We start from the raw sequence: 19,572 nt of genomic DNA on the forward strand, positions 1-19,572 counted from the left end.
AGGAGATCCGCAGTGATACGCCCCGTCGTCGCAGGAGTGCTCGCGGCCGCCCTGGCCGTGACGTTCCTGCCGGCCCTTCCGGCGGCGGCCGCCGCCAAGGCGCCACCACCCCCGCCCTCGGACGCGAAACTCGCGGCCGAGCCCGCCCGACACGACCTGACCCGGGAGCAGTTCTACTTCGTCCTGCCCGACCGGTTCGCGAACGGCGATCCGCGCAACGACCGGGGCGGGCTGACCGGCAGCCGGCTGGAGACCGGGCTGGACCCGACGGACAAGGGCTTCTACCAGGGTGGTGACCTCAAGGGGCTCACGGACCGGCTCGACTACATCAAGGGGCTCGGCACCACCGCCATCTGGATGGCGCCGATCTTCAAGAACCAGCCGGTTCAGGGCGCCGGCAAGGACGCTTCCGCCGGGTACCACGGCTACTGGATCACCGACTTCACGCAGGTCGACCCGCACTTCGGGACCAACGCCGACCTGGAGCGGCTGATCGACACGGCGCACAAGAAGGGGATGAAGGTCTTCTTCGATGTCATCACCAACCACACCGCCGACGTCGTGGACTACCGGGAGGGGTCCTCCACCTACCTGTCGAAGGGCGCCTTCCCCTATCTGACCAAGGACGGGGTGCCCTTCGACGACCAGGACTACGCCGACGGGAAGAGGAAGTTCCCGGCGACCGGCCCCGGCTCCTTCCCCCGCACCCCCTTCGTCCCCGAGGCGAAGAAGAACGTCAAGGTCCCGGCCTGGCTCAACGATCCGGCGATGTACCACAACCGCGGCGACTCGACCTTCGCGGGCGAGTCCGCCGAACAGGGTGACTTCTCCGGCCTGGACGACCTGTGGACCGAGCGTCCCGAGGTCGTCACCGGGATGGAGAAGATCTACGAGAAGTGGGTCGCCAACTTCGCCATCGACGGGTTCCGCATCGACACCGTCAAGCACGTCGACACCGCGTTCTGGACCCAGTGGGCGACCGCGCTCGACGCGTACGCGGCCCGGCACGGCAGGAAGAACTTCTTCATGTTCGGCGAGGTGTACTCCGCCGACACCGCCGTCACCTCCCCGTACGTGACCCGCGGCCGCCTCGACGCCACCCTCGACTTCCCGCTCCAGGACGCGATCCGCGCCTACGCCTCGCAGGGCGCGGCGGCCGGACGGCTGGCCTCCGTGTTCGCCGACGACTACCGGTACACCACCGACAAGGCCAACGCCTACGAGCAGGTGACCTTCCTCGGCAACCACGACATGGGCCGCTTCGGTTCCTTCCTGAAGCAGGACCGGCCGGGGGCCGGGGAACAGGAACTGCTGGACCGCTACCGGCTCGCCAACGAGCTGTTGTTCCTCTCCCGGGGAAACCCGGTGATCTACTCCGGTGACGAGCAGGGCTTCACCGGCTCCGGCGGTGACAAGGACGCCCGCCAGCCGATGTTCGCCACCGGCATCGCCGATTACCTGGACGACGACCAACTCGGCACCGCCCGCACCCACGCGAGCGACGCCTACGATCCGCGGCACCCGCTCTACGAGGAGATCAGCGCTCTCTCGAAGCTGACCAAGGACCACCCCGCCCTGCGCGACGGCGTCCAGAGCGAACGCCTCTCCGACGGCTCCGTGTACGCCTTCGCCCGTACGGACACCCGCGGCCGTACCGAGTACCTGGTGGCCGCCAACAACGGCGACCAGCCCCGCACGGTCACGCTCGACGCACCCGCCGGCGCCCTCTACCGCACCCTCTACGGCGGCTCCGCCACCCCGCGCGCCGACGCCGCCGGGAAGCTCACCGTCACCGTCCCCGCCCTCGGCTCCGTGGTCCTCCAGGGCACGACCCCGCTCCCCGCCCCCACCGGCCGACCCGCCCTCACCCTCAAGGCCCCGGCGGCGGCCACCGGCACCGTCGAGATCAGCGCGGACGTCACCGGCGGCGGCCCGAACCGCGTCGTCTTCGCCGCCCAGACCGGCACGGACAAGTGGCAGGTCCTCGGCTCCGCCGACCACGCCCCGTACAAGGTCACCCAGACCGTCACCGCCCCCGCCGGAACGCCCCTGCGCTACAAGGCCGTCGTCATCGACGCCGCCGGACGCACCGCGAGCGCCCTCGCCGCCTCGACCGCCGGCCAGGCCCCACCCGTCGACGTCCCGACCGCCACGCAGCGCGAGTACGCCGTCGTCCACTACCACCGCCCCGACGGCGACTACGCGAACCGGCGGCTGTACGCGTGGGGCGACCTCGCGGACGGCGAAGCCACTCCCTGGCCGGCCGGACACGACTTCACCGGCCGCGACGCGTACGGCGCCTTCGCCTACGTCCGGCTGAAGCCCGGCGCGTCCTCGATCGGCTACCTCGTCATCGACAAGGACGGCAACAAGGACGTCACCGCCGACCGCACCCTCGACGTCACCAAGTCCGGCGAGGTCTGGCTGGAGCAGGGCCAGGACGCCGCCCGCACCGACCGCCCCGCCTACCCGCCCCAGGACACCACCAAGGCGGTCCTCCACTACCAGCGCCCCGACGGCGCCTACGACGGCTGGGGCCTGCACGTCTGGACGGGGGCCGCCACCCCCACCGACTGGGGCAAGCCGCTCCCGCCCGTCCGTACCGACTCCTACGGGGCCGTCTACGAGGTCCCCCTCGCCGCCGGCGCCACCAGCCTGAGCTACATCCTCCACAAGGGCGACGAGAAGGACCTCCCCACCGACCAGTCCCTCGATCTGAGGGCCACCGGCCACGAGGTGTGGATGCTGGGAGGGCGCGAGAAGTACCTCCTGCCGCAGCCCGCGGGCTCGGCCGCCGCCCTGGACCTCACCAAGGCCGAGGCCGTCTGGATCGACCGCGACACCGTCGCCTGGAACGCCCCCGAGGCGGCCGCCTCCGTACAGCTCCTCGCCTCCCGCGAAGGCGCCGTCACCACCGAGGGCGGCGTCCTCCACGAGGGCGGCGCGCAGTGGCTGCGACTGGGCCGCTCCCAGCTCACCGCCGCCCAGAAGCAGAAGTTCCCGCACCTCGCCTCCTACGCCGCCTACACGATCGACCCCCGCGACCGCGACCGCGTACGGGGCGCCCTGCGCGGGCAACTCGTCGCGAGCGCCCGCGCCGCGAACGGCGCCGTCCTGGCCGCGACCGGAGTACAGCTCGCCGGGGTCCTGGACGACCTGTACGCCACCACCACCGCCCTCGGCCCAGTCTTCAAGGACGGCCGCCCCACCCTGTCCGTATGGGCGCCCACCGCCCAGCAGGTCTCCCTCGAACTCGACGGCCGGACCGTCGCCATGCGCCGCGACGACACCACCGGCGTCTGGTCGGTGCGCGGCGAGCGGAGCTGGACCGGCAAGCGCTACCGGTACGCCGTCACCGTCTGGGCGCCGACCGTCCGCCAAGTGGTCCGCAACCTGGTCACCGACCCGTACTCCACCGCCCTGACCACGGACTCCACCCACAGCCTGGCCGTGGACCTCGCCGACCCGAAGCTGGCACCTTCCGGCTGGCGCGAGCTGCGCAAGCCCGCGCCCGTACCCTTCACCTCCGCGCAGATCCAGGAACTGCACATCCGCGACTTCTCCGTCGCGGACCGCACCTCCGCCCACCCCGGCCAGTACCTGGCCTTCACCGACACCGCCTCGGCCGGTATGCGGCACCTGCGCGAGCTGGCCGCCTCGGGCACCTCGTACGTGCACCTCCTGCCGGCCTTCGACTTCGCCAGTGTCCCGGAGAAGCCCTCCGACCGCACCGAACCGACCTGTGACCTCAAGGTCTACGCCCCCGACTCGGAGCAACAGCAGGCCTGCGTGGCGGCGGCGGCAGCCAAGGACTCCTACAACTGGGGCTACGACCCGCTGCACTACACCGTTCCCGAGGGCTCGTACGCCGGCGACCCCGACGGCACCGCCCGCACCGTGGAGTTCCGCCGCATGGTGCAGTCGCTGAACGGCGCCGGGCTGCGCACCGTCATGGACGTGGTCTACAACCACACGGTGGCGGCGGGCCAGTCCGACAAGTCCGTCCTGGACCGCATCGTGCCCGGCTACTACCAGCGGTTGCTCGCCGACGGCAGCGTCGCCACCTCCAGCTGCTGCGCCAACACCGCGCCCGAGAACGCCATGATGGGTCGGCTCGTCGTCGACTCCGTCGTCACCTGGGCCAAGCAGTACAAGGTGGACGGCTTCCGCTTCGACCTGATGGGCCACCACCCGAAGGCCAACATCCTGGCCGTGCGCGCCGCCCTCGACTCCCTGACCGTCGAGAAGGACGGCGTGGACGGGAAACGGATCGTGCTCTACGGCGAGGGCTGGAACTTCGGCGAGGTCGCCGACGACGCCCGCTTCGTCCAGGCCACGCAGAAGAACATGGCCGGCACCGGCATCGCCACCTTCTCCGACCGCGCCCGCGACGCCATCCGCGGCGGCGGCCCCTTCGACGAGGACCCGCGCGTACAGGGCTTCGCCTCCGGTCTGTTCACCGACCCCAACGCGGCCGCCGCGAACGGGAGCCCCGAACAGCAGCGGGCCCGGCTCCTGCACGACCAGGACCTGATCAAGGTCGGACTGACCGGCAACCTCGCCTCCTACGCCTTCACCGACAGCACCGGCCGCCACATCAAGGGCTCGGAGCTCGACTACAACGGCGCCCCGGCCGGGTACGCGGCAGCCCCCGGCGACGCCCTCGCCTACGCGGACGCCCACGACAACGAATCGCTGGCCGACGCCCTGACGTACAAGCTCCCGGCCGGGACGGCGCCCGCCGACCGGGCCCGGATGCAGGTCCTGGCCCTGGCCGTCACCACCCTCTCGCAGGGCCCGTCGCTGTCCCAGGCCGGGACCGACCGGCTCCGCTCCAAGTCCCTGGACCGCAACTCCTTCGACAGCGGGGACTGGTTCAACGCCATCCACTGGGACTGCCACGACGGCAACGGCTTCGGCCGGGGCCTGCCGCCCGCCGCCGACAACCGCGCCAAGTGGCCGTACGCGAAACCCCTGCTGACCACCGCGGCACCCGGCTGCGCGGAGATCGACGGCGCCTCGGCCGCCTACCGAGACCTGCTGCGCATCCGGACGACGGAGCCCGCCTTCGCCCTCACCACGGCCGAAGCGGTCCAGTCGGGAGTGGCGTTCCCGCTGTCGGGCACGGCCGAGACGCCCGGGGTGATCACGATGACCGCCGGTGACCTCGTGGTGGTGTTCAACGCCACCCCCACCGCGCAGACCCAGCGCGTGGCGGCCCTCGCCGGCGCCGCCTACGCGCTGCACCCGGTGCAGGCGGCGGGCGCCGACGGCACGGTCAAGCAGGCGACGTACGACCCCGGCACGGGCGAGTTCAAGGCTCCGGCCCGCTCGGTCGCCGTCTTCACCCGGGCCCGTTCCTGACGGGCGCCCCACGCCCGTCGACGCGGCGGTGCCGGCCATGGTCCGGCACCGCCGCGTCGACGTTCCTCAGCGCCTCAGCGCCTCAGCGCCTCAGCGCCTCAGCACCTCAGCGCGTCACCGCGGACCGCGTCAGACCCAGATGCGTACGGCTTCCATCTGCCGCGACTGGCCGGTGGTGCCCACGTACACCGCGTTGCCGCTCACCGCGTTCAGCCAGCCGTAGCCCGCGACATGGGCCTGGGCCGTCACCGACCCGGAGCCGACCTGGACGCCGAGCGCCTCCATGCGCCGTGACTGGCCGGTGGTGCCGACCGTGACGGCCGCGCCGTCACCGGCGCACGCCCAGCCCTGCCAGCCGATGTCGGCGAGGTGCGCGTTGGCGCAGACGCCGCCCGTGCCGCTGGTCGCGATCACCGCGGCCTCCATGCGTCGGCCCTGCCCCGTCGTCCCGGCCACCGCGCCGTCGCACACCGTCGACTGCCAGCCGACGTCCTGCACATGGGCCGCGTAACACACCACGCGGGCGTTCGGGGTGAGCGTCCGCTGTCGTGCGGCCGCCGCCTCCACCTCCCGGACCACCGAGGCCGGCGCCCGCAGCGCCGTACCGCCCCCGCTCACCGAGGTGCCCGCCGGAGCCGGCGCCGACGGCTGTGCCTGGGCCTGCGCCACACCCGTGGCCCCCAGCGCACCCGCCAACGCCACGGCCAAGACGACACTCGCGGCCTTCACGGAATTCTTCATGGCATTCCCCTCCTGGTACCGACTGGTCGCGCCCATCTGTACTGGCGGCCCGCGGCGCGCGGCAACCGGTTGGGGGCGCCACGGCCGAGAGGGGACGTGGCATGGCGCACCGGGTGTGGTTGTGGCGGGGGCAGGTGCTGTGCCTCCCCGACGCCCGTGAACGCCTCAGACGTCCAGGCGCCGCTCCAGCAGGATCACGCCGTAGACCCGCCCGTCCGCGGCCTGTTTGGACGGGAACTCCCCGACGACCCGGTACCCCGCGCCCCGGTAGTAGCTCAGCAGCCGGGGGTTGGTCGAGACGCAGTCCAGCCGCGAGCGTTCCCGGCCGGTGCGGGCGATCCGCCACTCGGAGTGTTCGAGCATGCGTCGGCCCGCGCCAGGGGGCGCGGCCTCGCGCTCCACCATCAACCGGTGCACGTAGCCGGCGACGGGCGGCTGCACGCCCCAGGCCTCTTCGTCGGACCACCACAGCTCGTATGCCCCGACCACCCGGCCGTCGGCGTCCTGCGCCAACCACACCTCGCCGTCGCGCATCCGCGCGCGGAAGTGCGCCGCGTCCTTCTCGCCGGGCTTCCACTCGTCGATCCCGTGCTTGCGCATCCACCGGGCGGCCTGGTCGTACAGCTTCACCAGGGTGCCGGCGTCCTTCTCCTCGGCCTGGCGGAACAACATCCCGTCGTCAATGATCACGCGGGCATTATCACGCGGGGTACGGGCCACGTCATGATCACGTCATGATGACGTGGCGCCCGGTACCAGCGCCGCCAACCGCCCCACGAGCAGACCGAACGGCCCGTCGGCCGGCTCCGCGGACAGGATGCGCACCAGGATCCGCGCCATCTCCTCGTCGTAGGCGGCGCTCACGGCGGCCAGCGCGGCGAAGTCGTGCACCAGTTGCAGTTCCAGCTCCGAGCGCGGGATGCGCCGGCCGTCCAACCAGATCAGCGCGGTGGACTCGGCGAGCGACACCCACGACCGCACGACGAGCTCCAGCCGGGCGGGCGGAGCGTCGGCCGAGACGCCCAGGTGCTTGAGGATCTCCTCGTACGCGGCCTGGCGGACCTCGTCGATCATCGCGTTGGCCCTGCTGCTGCCGACCGCCGGGCCGCCCCGCATCAACGCCGAGAAACCCGGCCCGTGTTCGTCGACGAACGCGAAGAACCGCCCCATCACCCGCAGCAGCCGAGCCCCGAGCGGTCCCTCCTGAGGTTCCACGAACCGCAGCGCCAGCTCGTCGGCGGCCCGGCGCAGCGCCGCCTCGTACAGGCTCAACTTGCCGGGAAAGTAGTGGTAGACGAGCGGCCGCGATATGCCCGCGGCCGCCGCGATCTCGTCGATCGACACGTCGTCGGGAGACCGGTGGCTGAACAGCTCCAGGGCCACCCCGATCAGCTGCTGCCGCCGCTCCTCGACACCCATCCTGCGCCGCACCCCGGTTGTCATGCGGACACCCTACTTCCACTCCGGCGCGGGCCTCGGCGGGGTGGCCGGCCGGGTGTTCGCGCCGCTACGCGTCCAGGACCAGGTGGTCCGAGGCGGCGCGGGAGACGCACAGGAGCATCGAGCCCTCGCGTCCGGCGTCGGTGAGGAGCTCGTCGCGGTGTTCCACCTCCCCCTCCAGCACCCGGTGTCGGCAGGTGCCGCAGAAGCCCTGTCGGCAGGAGTACGGGGTGTCGGGCAGTACGCGGCGCACCGCCGTCAGGGCGCTTTCGTCCGCCGCGACCTCGACCGTGCGCCCGGAGCGGCGGAGTTCGACCGTGAAGGGCTTAGCCTCGCCCGCGGGCGCGGAGGCGGTGAAGCGTTCCAGGTGCACGGCCGAAGGGTCGGGGGTGACGGCCAGGACCGCGGAGATCAGCGGCTCCGGGCCACAGCAGTAAACCGCGGCGGCGGGGGTCGAGGAGAGCGCGCTCAGGTCCGGCAGGCCCGCCTCGTCCTCGGGGACGATCGTGACCCGGTCCCCGTACACGGCGAGTTCGGCGAGGAACGGCATCGACGCGCGGGTGCGCCCGCCATAGAGCAACGTCCAATCGGCCCCCGCCGCCGTGGCCGCACGCAGCATCGGCAGGATCGGGGTGATGCCGATCCCGCCCGCCACGAACGCGTACGCCGGGGCCGGCACGAGGGGGAACCGGTTGCGGGGCGCCCGCAGTCGCAGCCGGGCGCCCTCCACCAGCGTGGCGTGCGCCTCGCGGGAACCGCCGCGGCCGTCCTCGATCAGCCGCACCGCGATCGTGTAGCGCCCCGCGTCCGCCGGGTCGCCGCACAGGCTGTACTGGCGCACCGACCCCGACGGCAGTACGAGGTCCACGTGCGCCCCGGGAGTCCAGGCGGGCAGCTCCGGCGATTCCAGGGTCAGCAGCACGACGCCCTCCGCGGGCTCGCTCCGCTCGACGACCGGGACCCGCAGCAACCGGCGCGGGGAGTGGCCCGAGACCGGGACCTCCAGGGCCGGCAGCGGCCACAGGGGGGAGCGTCGGATGCGCCGGCGGAGCGCGCGCCGGGTGAGGAACGCGGCGCCGGCCGCCGCCGTGAGCGTCAGGGCGCGCCTCATGCCCGCACCCCGCCGTTCGCGCCGGGCGAGGTGGCGAGGTAGGCCACGGCCTGGGCCGTCGAGCCCTCCTGCGAGGGGTGGTAGGTGCGGGAGAGGTAGGTGGGGATGGACTTGAGCATCGAGCCCGTCGAGGGGAGGACGCCCTGCTGTCCGGCCCGGAACAGCTGACCGAACGAGGCCTTGGCCGCGGGGAGTTCGGGGTCGTTGTCCATGAAGAAGCGGGCGCCCCGCTGCCAGAGGAACGTCAGGGCCGCGAAGGCCGTCGCCCAGGTCCGCACCCGGCGCCGGTAGCCGCCGTCGACGTGCATGAACAGGTCGAAGGCGACGGCGCGGTGCTCGACCTCCTCCGCCCCGTGCCAGCGCAGCAGGTCCAGCATCATCGGATCGGCGCCCCGGCGGTCGAGTTCGTCGGCGTTCAGGACCCAGTCGCCGAGGAACGCCGTGTAGTGCTCGACCGCCGCGATGATCGCGACCCGTTCCATCAGCCACCACTTGCGGGCCCTGCCGGGGGGCAGGGTCCGGTCGCCCAGCAGCTTCTCGAAGAACCAGTCGACCTGCGCCGTGTAGGGGGTCGGGTCCAGGCCGAGCCGCTTCAGATGCGGGAGCACGTCGTCGTGGGCGGCGGCGTGCATGGCCTCCTGGCCTATGAAGCCGACGACGTCCGCGCGCAGCCGCTCGTCCGTGATGTACGGGAGCACCTGCTTGTAGACGTGGACGAACCAGCGCTCCCCGGCGGGCAGCAGCAGGTGCAGCACGTTGATGGTGTGCCCGGCGAACGGGTCGCCGGGGAGCCAGTGGAGGGGGGTGTCGTCCCAGGAGAAGGACACGTTCCGCGGCTGGAGGCCCATGTGCTCGTACAAGCCCGGGTGTTCCGACGCCACGGGGGCGGGCGCGTGCGGCGTATTAGACATGGCGTCAATGTACTGAGGGGTAGGGTCGAGGAGAAGCCCTCTGCGCCGGGATTTTCCGCACGGCCGCCCGGGCCGGTCCGCACGGCCGTCGCGGGCCGGTGCCCAGGACACCGCCCGGGCCCGGGTTCGCGCCGGCCGTCGCCTTCGCCCGTCGCCTTCGTCAGCGCAGGGCTTCCGCCTTCGTGCCGTCCGTGAGCCTGCCCGAGAGGTCGACCTGCGCTCCCTGCGTCGCCTTCACCGCGAGCCGGTTCCCGTTCGCGCTCCCGTTCACCCCGCCCCCGGCCGCGGAGAGGGAGGTGAACTGGGCGCTGCCCGCGGCCAGCACGTACCACTGGCCCCCATTCGACTTCCACAGCACGCCCGCGAGTACCCGGGGCTGCCGGGGACCGCACGCGGGGGAGCCCTCCGCCTTGGCCGCCTGGGCCGCGAGCGGCGCGCCCGGAGCCAGGAACTGGGCCTGGACCCGGTCCGCGGTGCCCTGCCAGGTCTCGGCCCGGCTGCACAGCCAGGTCGCCGTCCCGTCCCCCTCGGGCAGCGGCTGCTTCGCGTACGTCCAGGCGTTGACGGTGCGCACCCCGTGCGAGCGGACCGAGGGCAGCAGGCACGCCGTCCGCGACCACTCGCCCAGCTCGGCCGCCTCCGTCACGTCGCGCTCGGCGCCCGGCGCGCCCGAGGTCAGCCGGACCGGGGTCAGTTCACCGAGGTCCGTCACCAGCCGGGTGGCGCCGTCGCCCGTCAGGGCCAACGCGTTCCAGCTCGTACAGGTGCCCGTCGGGGCGGGTCCGGGTACCGGCGGCGTCATCCCGTCCGGGGTCAGCTTCAACGCCGAGGGCGACTCGTCCGGCTTGAGCAGGTCCCGCAGCGCGGCGCCGAGCACCCAGGGGGCCGTCAGGTAGCGGACGTTGCCGTCGACCCGGCTGAGCACCAGGGCCGTCGCGGAGTCCGCGGACGCCCCGTCCGTGCGGGCGAAATCGAGGGCGGCCCCGGCGGTGCCGCCGCGGGGCTCGGCGTAACGGACCACGCGTAGACCGTCGTACAGCAGGACCACCACGGCCTGGTCCACGGCCCCGGCGAACAGCAGTTGCGGCGGGCCCATCGGCGGCCCCGACGGCGTTCCGGGCGTGGCCGAGACGACCACCGAGCGGCCGGGGCGGGCCCACACGGCGAGCGCCCGGCGCAGCAGCGCGGTGTCGTCGGCGCGGTCGCCGCGGGCCGGCCAGGCGGAGAAGTCCGTACGGGAGGAGGTGCGCCAGAGGGTGGGCGGGACGCGGACCAGTTGCCCGGGGTCGAGTGCCTGCTCCGCCACGGCGTTCTTCGCGTACGGCGGGGCGGCGGGCCCGTCCGAGCCCCAGCCGCCGCCCGGCAGCGCGAGCAGGGCGCCGCACACCGCGAGGGCGGCCGCGGCGGCGATCCCGGCCCGGGTGAACCGGCGCCGCCGCAAGAGATCGGTGGGCCGGGCCTGGAGCACGCACGGATCGAACTCGGGGGAGGCGAAGAGGGCGTCGTGCACCGGGTCGCCGGACTCCGCGACCGCCCCCGTCGGGTTCGCCACCCCCGCGTCCGCGAGCATGCTCAGGACGTCGGGCTCCGCCAGCCCCTCCAGCGCCCGCAGCACGCAGGCGGCGCGCCCGGGACCGCTCAGGGTGGTCAGCCACTGGTCCAACGCCAGCTCCTCGGCCCCGCCCGAGCGCGGGAACAGCCGCAGCCCCCACACCTGGGGGAGCAGCCGGGGCAGCTGTCCCCGCAGCGGGAGTGCCCGGAAGGTGAACGGGACGCCCGCCTCCAAGGCGGAGCGCAACACGCGCAGCCGCACGTACGGGTACCCCGACTCGGGGCCCTCCAGGCCGTCCCGCTGCGCCGGGACCCCACCGCGCACGGCGGCGTCATCGCTGCCCCGGCGACCGCGCGGCAGGGCCCGCTGGGTCAGCGAGTGAGCCGTGAGGACCCGTCGGTTGCGCCCGAGGGAGGGCGGCAGCACCAGGTAGGCGAGCCGCACCAGCCGCGGGTAGTGCTCGACGATGGCGGCCTCGGCCTGCTCCAGGCCGGGCGTCAGGGGAGGCAGGGAGCGGGTGGCGGTATCCGGCGCAGTCACGTTCAGCAGAACGAGCGAATCGTCGGATGGTCACCCGCTTCCGCGCACCCGTTCGGGCGATTCCGCGCCGCGCCCGGCGGCCCGGCGCCTCAGGCGATCAGGTGGGCCCGCAGCGCCTCGACGGTCTCGTCGGGAACGCCGAGCCCCTCCCGCACGTACTTCTCCATGGAGCCGTAGCGGGTGGCGACTTCCTCCAGCGCCGTCTGCAGGTAGGAGGGGAACACCCCGATCAGCGCCAGGGCGATCTCGGGGTCCCCGCCGGCCGCCGTGAAGCCTTCGATCATGGGCGCGAACGCCCGCTTGACGGCCGGGTTCACCGACATGTATTCGGCCATGAGGGTGTCGTCGTCCGCGCCGAGCAGCGAGAGGATGACGGTCGCGCCCCACCCCGTGCGGTCCTTGCCCGCGGTGCAGTGGAACAGCAGCGGGCCGGCCTGCGGATCGGCGGCCTCGGTGAGCAGTGACCGGTAGGCGGCGTGCGCGGAGGTCGAGTTCACGAAGGACCGGTAGACGTCCCCGAAGATGGCCTGCGCCTTGCCCCCGCCCAGGTGCTCCTCGGCCACGATCGGGTCCGCCATCAGGTCCTTGAGCCGCGCGGCCGGGGGCATCTTCCCTATGCCGGCCTGCAGGCGGTCCGCCAGTACGTCACGTACCAGCAGCCGCGCGCCGGTCGGCAGCCGGTCCGGGTGGTCGGCGCGCTCGACCTCGCCGCGGAAGTCGATGACCGTACGGATGCCCAGCGCGGCCACCGCGGGATCGGCGTCCGGGTCGAGCCGGTCCAGCGCGCCGGAGCGCAGGACCAGCCCCGGGCGGACCGTGCGGTCGCCCGCGAGCGGAGTGCCGCCGAGGTCGCGGAGGTTCGCGACGGTGGTGGAGGGGGTGGCGGTCATCGGGCGGCTCCGGCTGGTGTCATACGTGTCTGGTGGGACCGATTTTCTGATGATTCGCCCCGGAAGGACAATCGACGGCCAGGGAGAGGCCGATGCCGATCCCCAGCGCGACCAGGTGTCCGACGTCGGTGAAGGTGCGCCCGGGCCGGAACACCGGTCGGGCGGCGAGGGCCAGGAGCCCCACCCGGGCGGCGCCCCGTACGGACCCGCGCGGCAGCGCCGAGGTGAGCGCCCCGAGCACGGCGTTGAACCCGTGGCTGGTTCCCACGTCCAGGGCCCGGCGCGTCTCCCGGTCTGCCCCGCGCCGCAGCGCCCCGTACACGAGCAGGGTCGCGGCCGCGTGCCCGAACAGGAACACCGACGCCGTCCACCAGGCGCCGTACGCGTACTCCGCGTACCCGAGCACCGCGACCAGCAGCAGCGCGTAGGGCGGCGGCATGGGCTCCTCGACCGTGAAGGCGCTGCTGAGCAGGGTTTCCCAGCGGCCCGCGTCCAGATTGTCGACGTTCGTCGAGCAACGGCGCAGCACCCGGTCCCGCGTCCGCGGGCCCAGCCGCTCCAGCACGTACGCACCGAGCTGGACCCCGCCGGTGTAGACGACCCCGAGCGGCACCGACCACGAGGACGGCGACCAGGAAGACGGCGACCAGATGGACGGCGACGACGACCACGGCAGCTGTTTCACCCGACCATGATCTGACACGGCCTCCTCGCGGCGGGCGTCGGGGCCATGGGAGCATGAGCCGGACATGTCTGACTCCCGCGCGCCGATGCGTGCCCTGCGGGCCGCGATGTTCGCGGCGGTGTGCGTCTCCCTGGGCGCGGTGGGGCATTCGTCCATGTCCGGTATGAATGTCCCCGCTTCGGGGGTCCTGTCCTCCTTCGCGGTGATCGGCACTCTCGCCTGGCTCGCCGCCGGGCGCCGCCGGGGCCCGCTCGCGATAACCGCCGCCCTGCTCGCCGTACAGGGGGCGCTGCACCTGGCCTTCACCGGGAGCCGGCTGACCGGGCCGGATTCCGCCACCGCGCCCGCACGGGTGCCCACGCACCACATGGCGGGCATGGACATGAGCGCCATGGGCGCCGACAACCCCGGTATGGCGGACATGACGGGCATGGCCGGTCACGGGCGGGGCGGTCTCGGCATGATCGCCGCGCACGTCCTCGCCGGGGTGTTCTGCGCCGCCTGGCTGGCCTGGGGCGAGGCGGCCGTGTTCCGGCTCGCCGCGGCCCTGGGAGCCACCGCGCTGCTCGCGGCCCGACCGCTCGCCCGCGCGCTCGTACTCCTGCGCACCCGAGTGGCCCCCGTACCGGCACCGGCCGGGTACCGCGCCCCGTACGGACCGCCGCGCCGGCTGCGCGGGGCGGTGCCGGCCCACACCGTCGTCCGGCGCGGGCCCCCGGTCCGGCGAGACACCCGAGCAACGGCCCCCGGCCGGCCCGTCCCCGCCTGAGAGGCGCGGGCGGCGAGGCCAGGGGCCCGTCACCCATGTCTTCGCCAACTCTCAGGACACCCATGTCTTTTGACGAACTCCAAGCCGATCCCACGCGGACGGCCGAAGCCCCTCCCTCCGGCACGCGCGCCGACGAACCGACCACGCGCACCCCGGGAGCCTGGGCCGCGCTGCGTCCGCTGCTCCTGCGGACGCACTTCTACGCCGGGCTGCTCATAGCGCCGCTGCTGTTCATCGCCGCCGCCACCGGGCTGCTGTACGCCGGCTCCTGGCAGGCCGAGAAGATCCTCTACTCCGACGAGCTGACCGTCGCCCGCGTCGGAGACCACGCCCTGCCGCTCGGCGACCAGGTCCAGGCGGCCAAGGGGGCCGCGCCGAAGGGCGAGGTCGTGGCCGTGTGGCCCGCGCCCGACGCCGAGGCGACCACCCGGGTGATCATGAACAGCCCGGGCCTCGCGGACGACGAGACCCTGACCGTGTTCGTCGACCCCTACACGGCGGACGTACGAGGGCAACTCACCACCCACGGTGACGCGCTGCCGCTGCGCGCCTGGTTGAGCGGGCTCCACGCCGACCTGCGGCTCGGCGCGTTCGGCCGCGCCTACAGCGAACTGGCCGCCAGCTGGCTGTGGGTGGTCGCGCTGGGCGGCCTCGCGCTGTGGATCGGCCGCCGCCGCAGCCACAGGGCCCGTCTCGTCCTGCCCGACCGCGCCGCGACCGGCCGCCGCCGGACCCTGTCCTGGCACGGGGCGGTGGGCCTGTGGGCCGCTGCCGGACTCGTCGCCCTCTCCACCACCGGCCTGACCTGGTCCAAGTACGCCGGTGAGAACATCGGGCAGCTCCGGGAAGGCCTCGGCGGCGCCACTCCGTCCGTCTCCGCCGCACTGTCCGGGAGCGCCGGCGCCGACGGCGGGGACGAGCACGCCGGGCATGTCATGACCGAGGGCATGGAGATGCCCCTGCCGCCGTCGACCGCTGACATCGGCATCGACCGCGCCGTGGCCGCCGCCCGGGCCGCCGGCGTCACCGAGTCGCTCCGCGTGACCCTGCCCGCCGCGGGCAAGGGCTACGTCATCAAGGAGGCGGACAAGCAGGTGCCCGTACACCTCGACTCCGTCGCCGTCGACCCGGCCGACGGCAAGGTCATCGATGAACTGCGCTTCGCCGATTACCCGTTGCTCGCGCAGATGACCCGCTTCGGCATCGACCTGCACATGGGCCTGACCTTCGGGATCGTCAACCAACTGGCCCTGGCGGCCCTGGCCGTGGCGTTGATGTTCCTCGTCTTCTCGGGATACCGGATGTGGTGGTTGCGGCGGCCGACCAAGGAACGCGTGTTCTCGGCCGGTCGCGCCCACCCGCGCGGGGTGTGGCGCAAGCTGCCCGTGACGCTGTTGCCGCCGCTCGCGGCGGCGACGGCGCTGGTGGGCTGGTTCGTGCCGATGCTGGGCATCAGCCTGGTGGCCTTCCTGGCGGTCGACGTACTGCTCGGCTTCCTCGCCCGCCGCCCGGCCGGCGTCTAGAGCCCGATGGGCGGGTGGGCCCGTACGCGCCTCCTCGCGCGTACGGGCCCACCCGCCGGCTCGGCGGCCGTCGGCTCAGGGGGCGTACTTGTAGCCCACCCGGCGTACGGTCTGGATCGCGTCGCGGTGGGCCGCGCCCAGCTTGCGGCGCAGCCGGGCGATGTGGACGTCGACCGTCCGGCCGTCACCGACGTGGCCGTAACCCCAGACCGTGGTGACCAACTGGTCCCGACTGTGCACCCGGTGCGGGTGAGCCACCAGGTGGGCCAGCAGCTCGAACTCCAGGTACGTCAGGTCCATTGCCCGGCCGTCGACTTCGGCGGTGCGCCGCGCCGGGTCGATCCGTACGAGGGCGTCGCCGGTGGTGTCCGGGGTCGCGGGGGCGGTCTTCGCCGGGGCGGGAACGGAATGCGGGGCGAAGGCGATCGGGGGCTGCTGATCGGCGGGTACGAGGACCAGGTAGCCGACCATCGGCGGGTGTCCGGGCAGCGCCGGCAACGAGTGCTGGGGCGCGGGCAACCAGGTGGCGCCGGGCGGGAGCAGGTCCACCACCCGGGCCACGTCGTCCCGGTCCACGGCGCGCAGCCGATGGCGGGGACCCGGTGGATAGGTCAGGGGGGCGGAGGTCGCAGCGGATGCGGCAGAAGCGATGGAGTGGGTGTTCGCCATGAGTGGTCAGCTCTTTCACGCGGAGTGGTCGGCAGGAGACGTACGTACGTCGTCGTTGTCGTACCGCGCAGACCGAAGGCCCCGGGGAGGGTTTGGTGGTGGGGTCCCGGTGGCTTTAGAGGGCCGGCGCGTTCTCCGCGCGGCAACACACCCGGTCGAAATCGTGATCCTGACGGGACGGCCAGAACGGCTCCAGGTCGCTGCGACCTGACGAGGTGTGCGAGGGGCTGGCCATGGGCGTCATTCAAGCAGATGTGCGGGGCCCGGGGCAGAGTGCGTCTCACTCTGTGGATCAACATCTCACATTCCGTCAATCCGATGGGGTGAAACCGCACCTAACCAGGCAAAAGGGCGGGTTCTCGAACCCGGTCCGGGCAGCCCCCTCCCGCCTTTCGTATCGCATGGTGGGCAGATTCGTCCCGGCCGGCCGACGGCGGCGCCCCGGACGACGGCGTACGACGGCGCCCGTCGACCGGGTGTGGTCGGCGGGCGCGCGGCGTGGGGCTCCGGTGCGGTCGGGGAGCGGTCAGACGAGGCGGTCCCTCTCCAGGCCGGTGCAGCAGGTGTCGGTGATCAGACGGGTCACCACGTACGGGTCCACGTTGGCGTTCGGGCGGCGGTCCTCGATGTACCCCTTGCCGTCCTTCTCCACCTGCCACGGGATGCGGACCGACGCGCCCCGGTCGGAGACCCCGTAGCTGAACTCGTTCCAGGGCGCCGTCTCGTGCAGACCCGTCAGGCGCTCGTCGATGCCGGCGCCGTAGTTCTTCACGTGGTCCATCGGCTTCGAGCCCTCGCCCAGGGCCTCGCAGGCCGAGATGATCGCGCGGTAGTCCTCGCGCATCGCCTTGGTGGAGAAGTTGGTGTGCGCGCCGGCGCCGTTCCAGTCGCCCTTCACCGGCTTGGGGTTCAGCGTCGCGGAGACGTTGAAGTCCTCGGCGGTGCGGTACAGCAGCCAGCGGGCGATCCACAGCTGGTCGGAGACCTCCAGCGGACCGACCGGACCGACCTGGAACTCCCACTGGCCGGGCATGACCTCCGCGTTGATACCGGAGATGGCGAGTCCCGCCGCGAGGCAGTGGTCCAGGTGCTTCTCGACGATCTCGCGCCCGAAGATCTCGTCCGAGCCGACGCCGCAGTAGTAGCCGCCCTGCGCTGCCGGGAAGCCGTTCACCGGGAAGCCGAGCGGGCGGGTCCCGTCGAAGAAGGTGTACTCCTGCTCGATGCCGAAGATCGGCTCCTGCCCGGCGAACTTCTCCGCGACCGGGCGCAGCAGCGCGCGCGTGTTCGACTCGTGCGGGGTCATGTCGATGTTCAGCACCTCGCACAGCACCAGTACGTTCGCCCCGCCGCGGATCGGGTCCGGGCAGGAGAAGACGGGCTGGAGCACGCGGTCGGAGGCGTGCCCCTCGGCCTGGTTGGTGCTCGAACCGTCGAAGCCCCAGACCGGGAGCGCGTCCCCTTCGGCGAGGATCTTCGTCTTGGAGCGCAGCTTCGCCGTCGGCTCGGTGCCGTCGATCCAGATGTACTCAGCCTTGTAGCTCACGGGCCCCATCCTTCGGTACGTCGCTCCGGCGCCGACCCCGCGCTCGCGGCGGGTTGCGGCACTGCTCTGCCGATCGAAGCGTGCCCCTTCGCGATTTCTCTTCCGTTGCCCGGTTGTGAACCCCGTGTTACCGGGGTTTACACCGCAGGTGGGGGTGGTCGTGCGGGTCGGGGGCGGGGCACCCGTACGGGTGCGGCAGACTGGGCAGGTGAGCATTTCGTACGATTTGAACTCGTCCGTCGATCCCGTTCCGCAGGCCGACGGCGGCCCCCGCCTCCGGGTCGGCCTGCTCGGCACCGGCCCGTGGGCGCACCGCACCCACGCCCCCGCCCTCGCCGCCCACACCGGGTCCGACTTCGCCGGAGTGTGGGGCCGGCGCCCCGAGGCGGCGGCCGAGCTGGCTCGGGTCCACGGCGTGAAGGTGTACGAAGACCCCGACGCGCTGTTCGCGGACTGTGACGCCGTGGCCTTCGCCCTGCCGCCGGACGTGCAGGCGCCGCTCGCGGTGCGCGCGGCCGCCGCCGGGTGCCACCTGCTGCTCGACAAGCCCGTCGCGACGAACGTCGAGGAGGCCCGCGCGGTCGCGGACGCCGCCGCGCGGTACGGCGTGGCCTCCGTCGTCTTCCTCACGCTCCGCTTCGCGGAGCCGACCGCCTCCTGGGTCGAGGAGCAGGCCGGGCGGAGCGGCTGGTTCACCGCTTCCGCCCACTGGCTCGGCGCGGTCTTCCCGCCCGATGGCGAGGCGAGCCCGTACGCCGACTCGCCCTGGCGCAAGACCAAGGGCGGCCTCTGGGACGTCGGGCCGCACGCGCTGTCCGTACTGCTCCCGGTGCTGGGCGACGTCACCGCAGTCTCGGCCACCCGCGGGTCGTCCGACGTGGTCCAACTCGCCCTGCGTCACACCTCGGGCGCGCTCAGCACGGCCGTGCTCAGCCTGGGCGCGCCGCGCGCCGCGGCAGGGGTCGGCCTGGAGCTGCGCGGCGCCGAAGGCGTCTTCGCCCTGCCCGACTGGAGCGACGTACCCGGCGCGTACGGCCGGGCGCTGGACGCGCTGCTCACCGCCGTCCGGACGGGGGAGCCGGATTCGCGCGGGGCGGAGTTCGGGGCGAGGCTGACGGAGATCCTCGCGGAGGCGGAACGTTCGGCGGCGGGCGCCTGACGCGGCTGCCGGGCGGGCGCCGGCCGGCTGAGGGCGCCCGGCCGTGTGGGGGGCGCGGCGCCGACCGGGGGTGATGCCGCTCAGGGTTGGTGTCGATCGGGGGTGGCGCCGATCGGGGGCGCGGCGGTCATTTGATGACGGCGTTGGCGACGATGATCACCACCCCGATCGCGGCGTCCGCAAGGCCGATGAGCAGCGCGCTGTGCCGCCGGTAGCCGACCCGCACGGCCGCGAAGGTCCCCCAGCCGAACAGCAGCGCGGTGTTCAGGAGGAGCGCGATGCCGGTCACCTCGTACTCGGGCCACCCCGTGAGCCCCGCGAGCAGCAGCAGTACGACGCTGGGCAAGGTGGCCGCCACCATGGGCCACTCCCGCCACACAACACGCCCGAGACCCGTCCACAGGTGTCCCGGGGAGCCCGGCTGATGACTGGTCATGTGGTGGGCGTAGCCGTGCGCGAGCGCCGCCGTCACGGCGGTGACCAGGACCCAGGTGGCGTCGTAGAAGGGCGAGTACTGCTCGCCCGTCCGCTCCAGCGCGGCCAGCAGCCCGCTGGCGAGGAGGGTCCCGTACACCCCGCTGAACGTCCAGGCGGCCCGGCGACGGGCCGGGGGCGGCGGGAGGGCGTGTTCCTGCGCTGATGCCATCGCGGTGGTCCTTTGTGCCGTATTAG

The 19,572-nt window shown here is 73.1% G+C and carries 15 protein-coding genes; 4 read left to right on the forward strand and 11 right to left on the reverse strand.

Annotated elements, in window-relative coordinates; genetic code table 11:
• Nucleotides 1-12: 12 nt before the first annotated feature.
• Complete coding sequence (gene pulA / locus ACV7NM_RS22610; protein ID WP_463411980.1) at nucleotides 13-5,364, forward strand: pullulanase-type alpha-1,6-glucosidase; 5,352 nt, start codon at nucleotides 13-15, stop codon at nucleotides 5,362-5,364.
• A 129-nt stretch (nucleotides 5,365-5,493) separates the two neighbouring features.
• Here pulA and ACV7NM_RS22615 read toward each other — a convergent pair whose 3' ends face one another.
• The 8 genes from ACV7NM_RS22615 to ACV7NM_RS22650 all read right to left on the reverse strand — a co-directional run bounded on the left by ACV7NM_RS22615 (nucleotide 5,494) and on the right by ACV7NM_RS22650 (nucleotide 13,234).
• A complete protein-coding gene (locus tag ACV7NM_RS22615) occupies nucleotides 5,494-6,105 on the reverse strand; it encodes a hypothetical protein (RefSeq protein WP_463411981.1) in 612 nt (203 codons plus the stop codon).
• A gap of 165 nt (nucleotides 6,106-6,270) precedes the next feature.
• Nucleotides 6,271-6,795 (reverse strand): N-acetyltransferase family protein, encoded by a 525-nt coding sequence (locus ACV7NM_RS22620; RefSeq protein WP_463411982.1) that lies wholly within the window; start codon nucleotides 6,793-6,795, stop codon nucleotides 6,271-6,273.
• 42 nt (nucleotides 6,796-6,837) lie between these two features.
• Nucleotides 6,838-7,548 (reverse strand): TetR/AcrR family transcriptional regulator, encoded by a 711-nt coding sequence (locus ACV7NM_RS22625; protein ID WP_463411983.1) that lies wholly within the window; start codon nucleotides 7,546-7,548, stop codon nucleotides 6,838-6,840.
• 64 nt (nucleotides 7,549-7,612) lie between these two features.
• Nucleotides 7,613-8,656 carry a PDR/VanB family oxidoreductase gene (locus ACV7NM_RS22630; protein ID WP_463411984.1) on the reverse strand — a complete coding sequence of 348 codons (1,044 nt, stop codon included), beginning with the start codon at nucleotides 8,654-8,656 and terminating at the stop codon, nucleotides 7,613-7,615.
• Entirely contained in the window at nucleotides 8,653-9,567 is a 915-nt protein-coding gene (locus ACV7NM_RS22635) for a metal-dependent hydrolase (RefSeq protein ID WP_463411985.1), read from the reverse strand. The genes ACV7NM_RS22630 and ACV7NM_RS22635 overlap by 4 nt, the downstream gene beginning before the upstream one ends.
• A gap of 160 nt (nucleotides 9,568-9,727) precedes the next feature.
• A complete protein-coding gene (locus tag ACV7NM_RS22640) occupies nucleotides 9,728-11,668 on the reverse strand; it encodes a hypothetical protein (RefSeq protein ID WP_463414030.1) in 1,941 nt (646 codons plus the stop codon).
• Between the two features lie 80 nt (nucleotides 11,669-11,748).
• Entirely contained in the window at nucleotides 11,749-12,549 is an 801-nt protein-coding gene (locus ACV7NM_RS22645) for a tyrosine-protein phosphatase (RefSeq protein WP_463411986.1), read from the reverse strand.
• A gap of 19 nt (nucleotides 12,550-12,568) precedes the next feature.
• On the reverse strand, nucleotides 12,569-13,234 hold the full coding sequence (locus ACV7NM_RS22650; protein WP_463411987.1) for a rhomboid-like protein: 666 nt from the start codon (nucleotides 13,232-13,234) through the stop codon (nucleotides 12,569-12,571).
• A gap of 64 nt (nucleotides 13,235-13,298) precedes the next feature.
• Between ACV7NM_RS22650 and ACV7NM_RS22655 the strand changes: the two genes are divergently transcribed.
• Together ACV7NM_RS22655 and ACV7NM_RS22660 are read left to right on the forward strand one after the other, a co-directional pair.
• On the forward strand, nucleotides 13,299-14,003 hold the full coding sequence (locus tag ACV7NM_RS22655) for a hypothetical protein (protein ID WP_463411988.1): 705 nt from the start codon (nucleotides 13,299-13,301) through the stop codon (nucleotides 14,001-14,003).
• 62 nt (nucleotides 14,004-14,065) lie between these two features.
• Nucleotides 14,066-15,526, forward strand: coding sequence for a PepSY-associated TM helix domain-containing protein (locus ACV7NM_RS22660; protein WP_463411989.1), 1,461 nt, complete (start codon nucleotides 14,066-14,068; stop codon nucleotides 15,524-15,526).
• 75 nt (nucleotides 15,527-15,601) lie between these two features.
• Here the strand turns inward: ACV7NM_RS22660 and ACV7NM_RS22665 are convergent, their stop codons facing one another.
• Both ACV7NM_RS22665 and glnII read right to left on the reverse strand, forming a co-directional pair.
• Nucleotides 15,602-16,195: a winged helix-turn-helix domain-containing protein gene (locus ACV7NM_RS22665; RefSeq protein WP_463411990.1), complete on the reverse strand. Its 594-nt coding sequence runs from the start codon at nucleotides 16,193-16,195 to the stop codon at nucleotides 15,602-15,604.
• A 526-nt stretch (nucleotides 16,196-16,721) separates the two neighbouring features.
• On the reverse strand, nucleotides 16,722-17,741 hold the full coding sequence (gene glnII / locus ACV7NM_RS22670; RefSeq protein WP_463411991.1) for a glutamine synthetase: 1,020 nt from the start codon (nucleotides 17,739-17,741) through the stop codon (nucleotides 16,722-16,724).
• Between the two features lie 214 nt (nucleotides 17,742-17,955).
• Between glnII and ACV7NM_RS22675 the strand changes: the two genes are divergently transcribed.
• A complete protein-coding gene (locus ACV7NM_RS22675) occupies nucleotides 17,956-18,900 on the forward strand; it encodes a Gfo/Idh/MocA family protein (RefSeq protein ID WP_463414031.1) in 945 nt (314 codons plus the stop codon).
• Nucleotides 18,901-19,027: 127 nt separating this feature from the next.
• Here ACV7NM_RS22675 and ACV7NM_RS22680 read toward each other — a convergent pair whose 3' ends face one another.
• Nucleotides 19,028-19,546: a hypothetical protein gene (locus ACV7NM_RS22680; RefSeq protein WP_463411992.1), complete on the reverse strand. Its 519-nt coding sequence runs from the start codon at nucleotides 19,544-19,546 to the stop codon at nucleotides 19,028-19,030.
• Between the last annotated feature and the right edge of the window lie 26 nt (nucleotides 19,547-19,572).

The sequence above is a fragment of the Streptomyces sp. Tek67B01 genome (assembly GCF_055231995.1).

What these genes read in the sequence shown, in the direction of transcription:
- ACV7NM_RS22680 (WP_463411992.1), bottom strand. Translation starts at nt 19,546, where the DNA reads ATGGCATCAGCGCAGGAACACGCCCTCCCGCCGCCCCCGGCCCGTCGC.
- ACV7NM_RS22625 (WP_463411983.1), bottom strand. Translation starts at nt 7,548, where the DNA reads ATGACAACCGGGGTGCGGCGCAGGATGGGTGTCGAGGAGCGGCGGCAG.
- ACV7NM_RS22660 (WP_463411989.1), top strand. Translation starts at nt 14,066, where the DNA reads ATGTCTTTTGACGAACTCCAAGCCGATCCCACGCGGACGGCCGAAGCC.
- ACV7NM_RS22635 (WP_463411985.1), bottom strand. Translation starts at nt 9,567, where the DNA reads ATGTCTAATACGCCGCACGCGCCCGCCCCCGTGGCGTCGGAACACCCG.
- ACV7NM_RS22665 (WP_463411990.1), bottom strand. Translation starts at nt 16,195, where the DNA reads ATGGCGAACACCCACTCCATCGCTTCTGCCGCATCCGCTGCGACCTCC.
- ACV7NM_RS22615 (WP_463411981.1), bottom strand. Translation starts at nt 6,105, where the DNA reads ATGAAGAATTCCGTGAAGGCCGCGAGTGTCGTCTTGGCCGTGGCGTTG.
- ACV7NM_RS22655 (WP_463411988.1), top strand. Translation starts at nt 13,299, where the DNA reads ATGTCTGACTCCCGCGCGCCGATGCGTGCCCTGCGGGCCGCGATGTTC.
- ACV7NM_RS22645 (WP_463411986.1), bottom strand. Translation starts at nt 12,549, where the DNA reads ATGACCGCCACCCCCTCCACCACCGTCGCGAACCTCCGCGACCTCGGC.
- ACV7NM_RS22630 (WP_463411984.1), bottom strand. Translation starts at nt 8,656, where the DNA reads ATGAGGCGCGCCCTGACGCTCACGGCGGCGGCCGGCGCCGCGTTCCTC.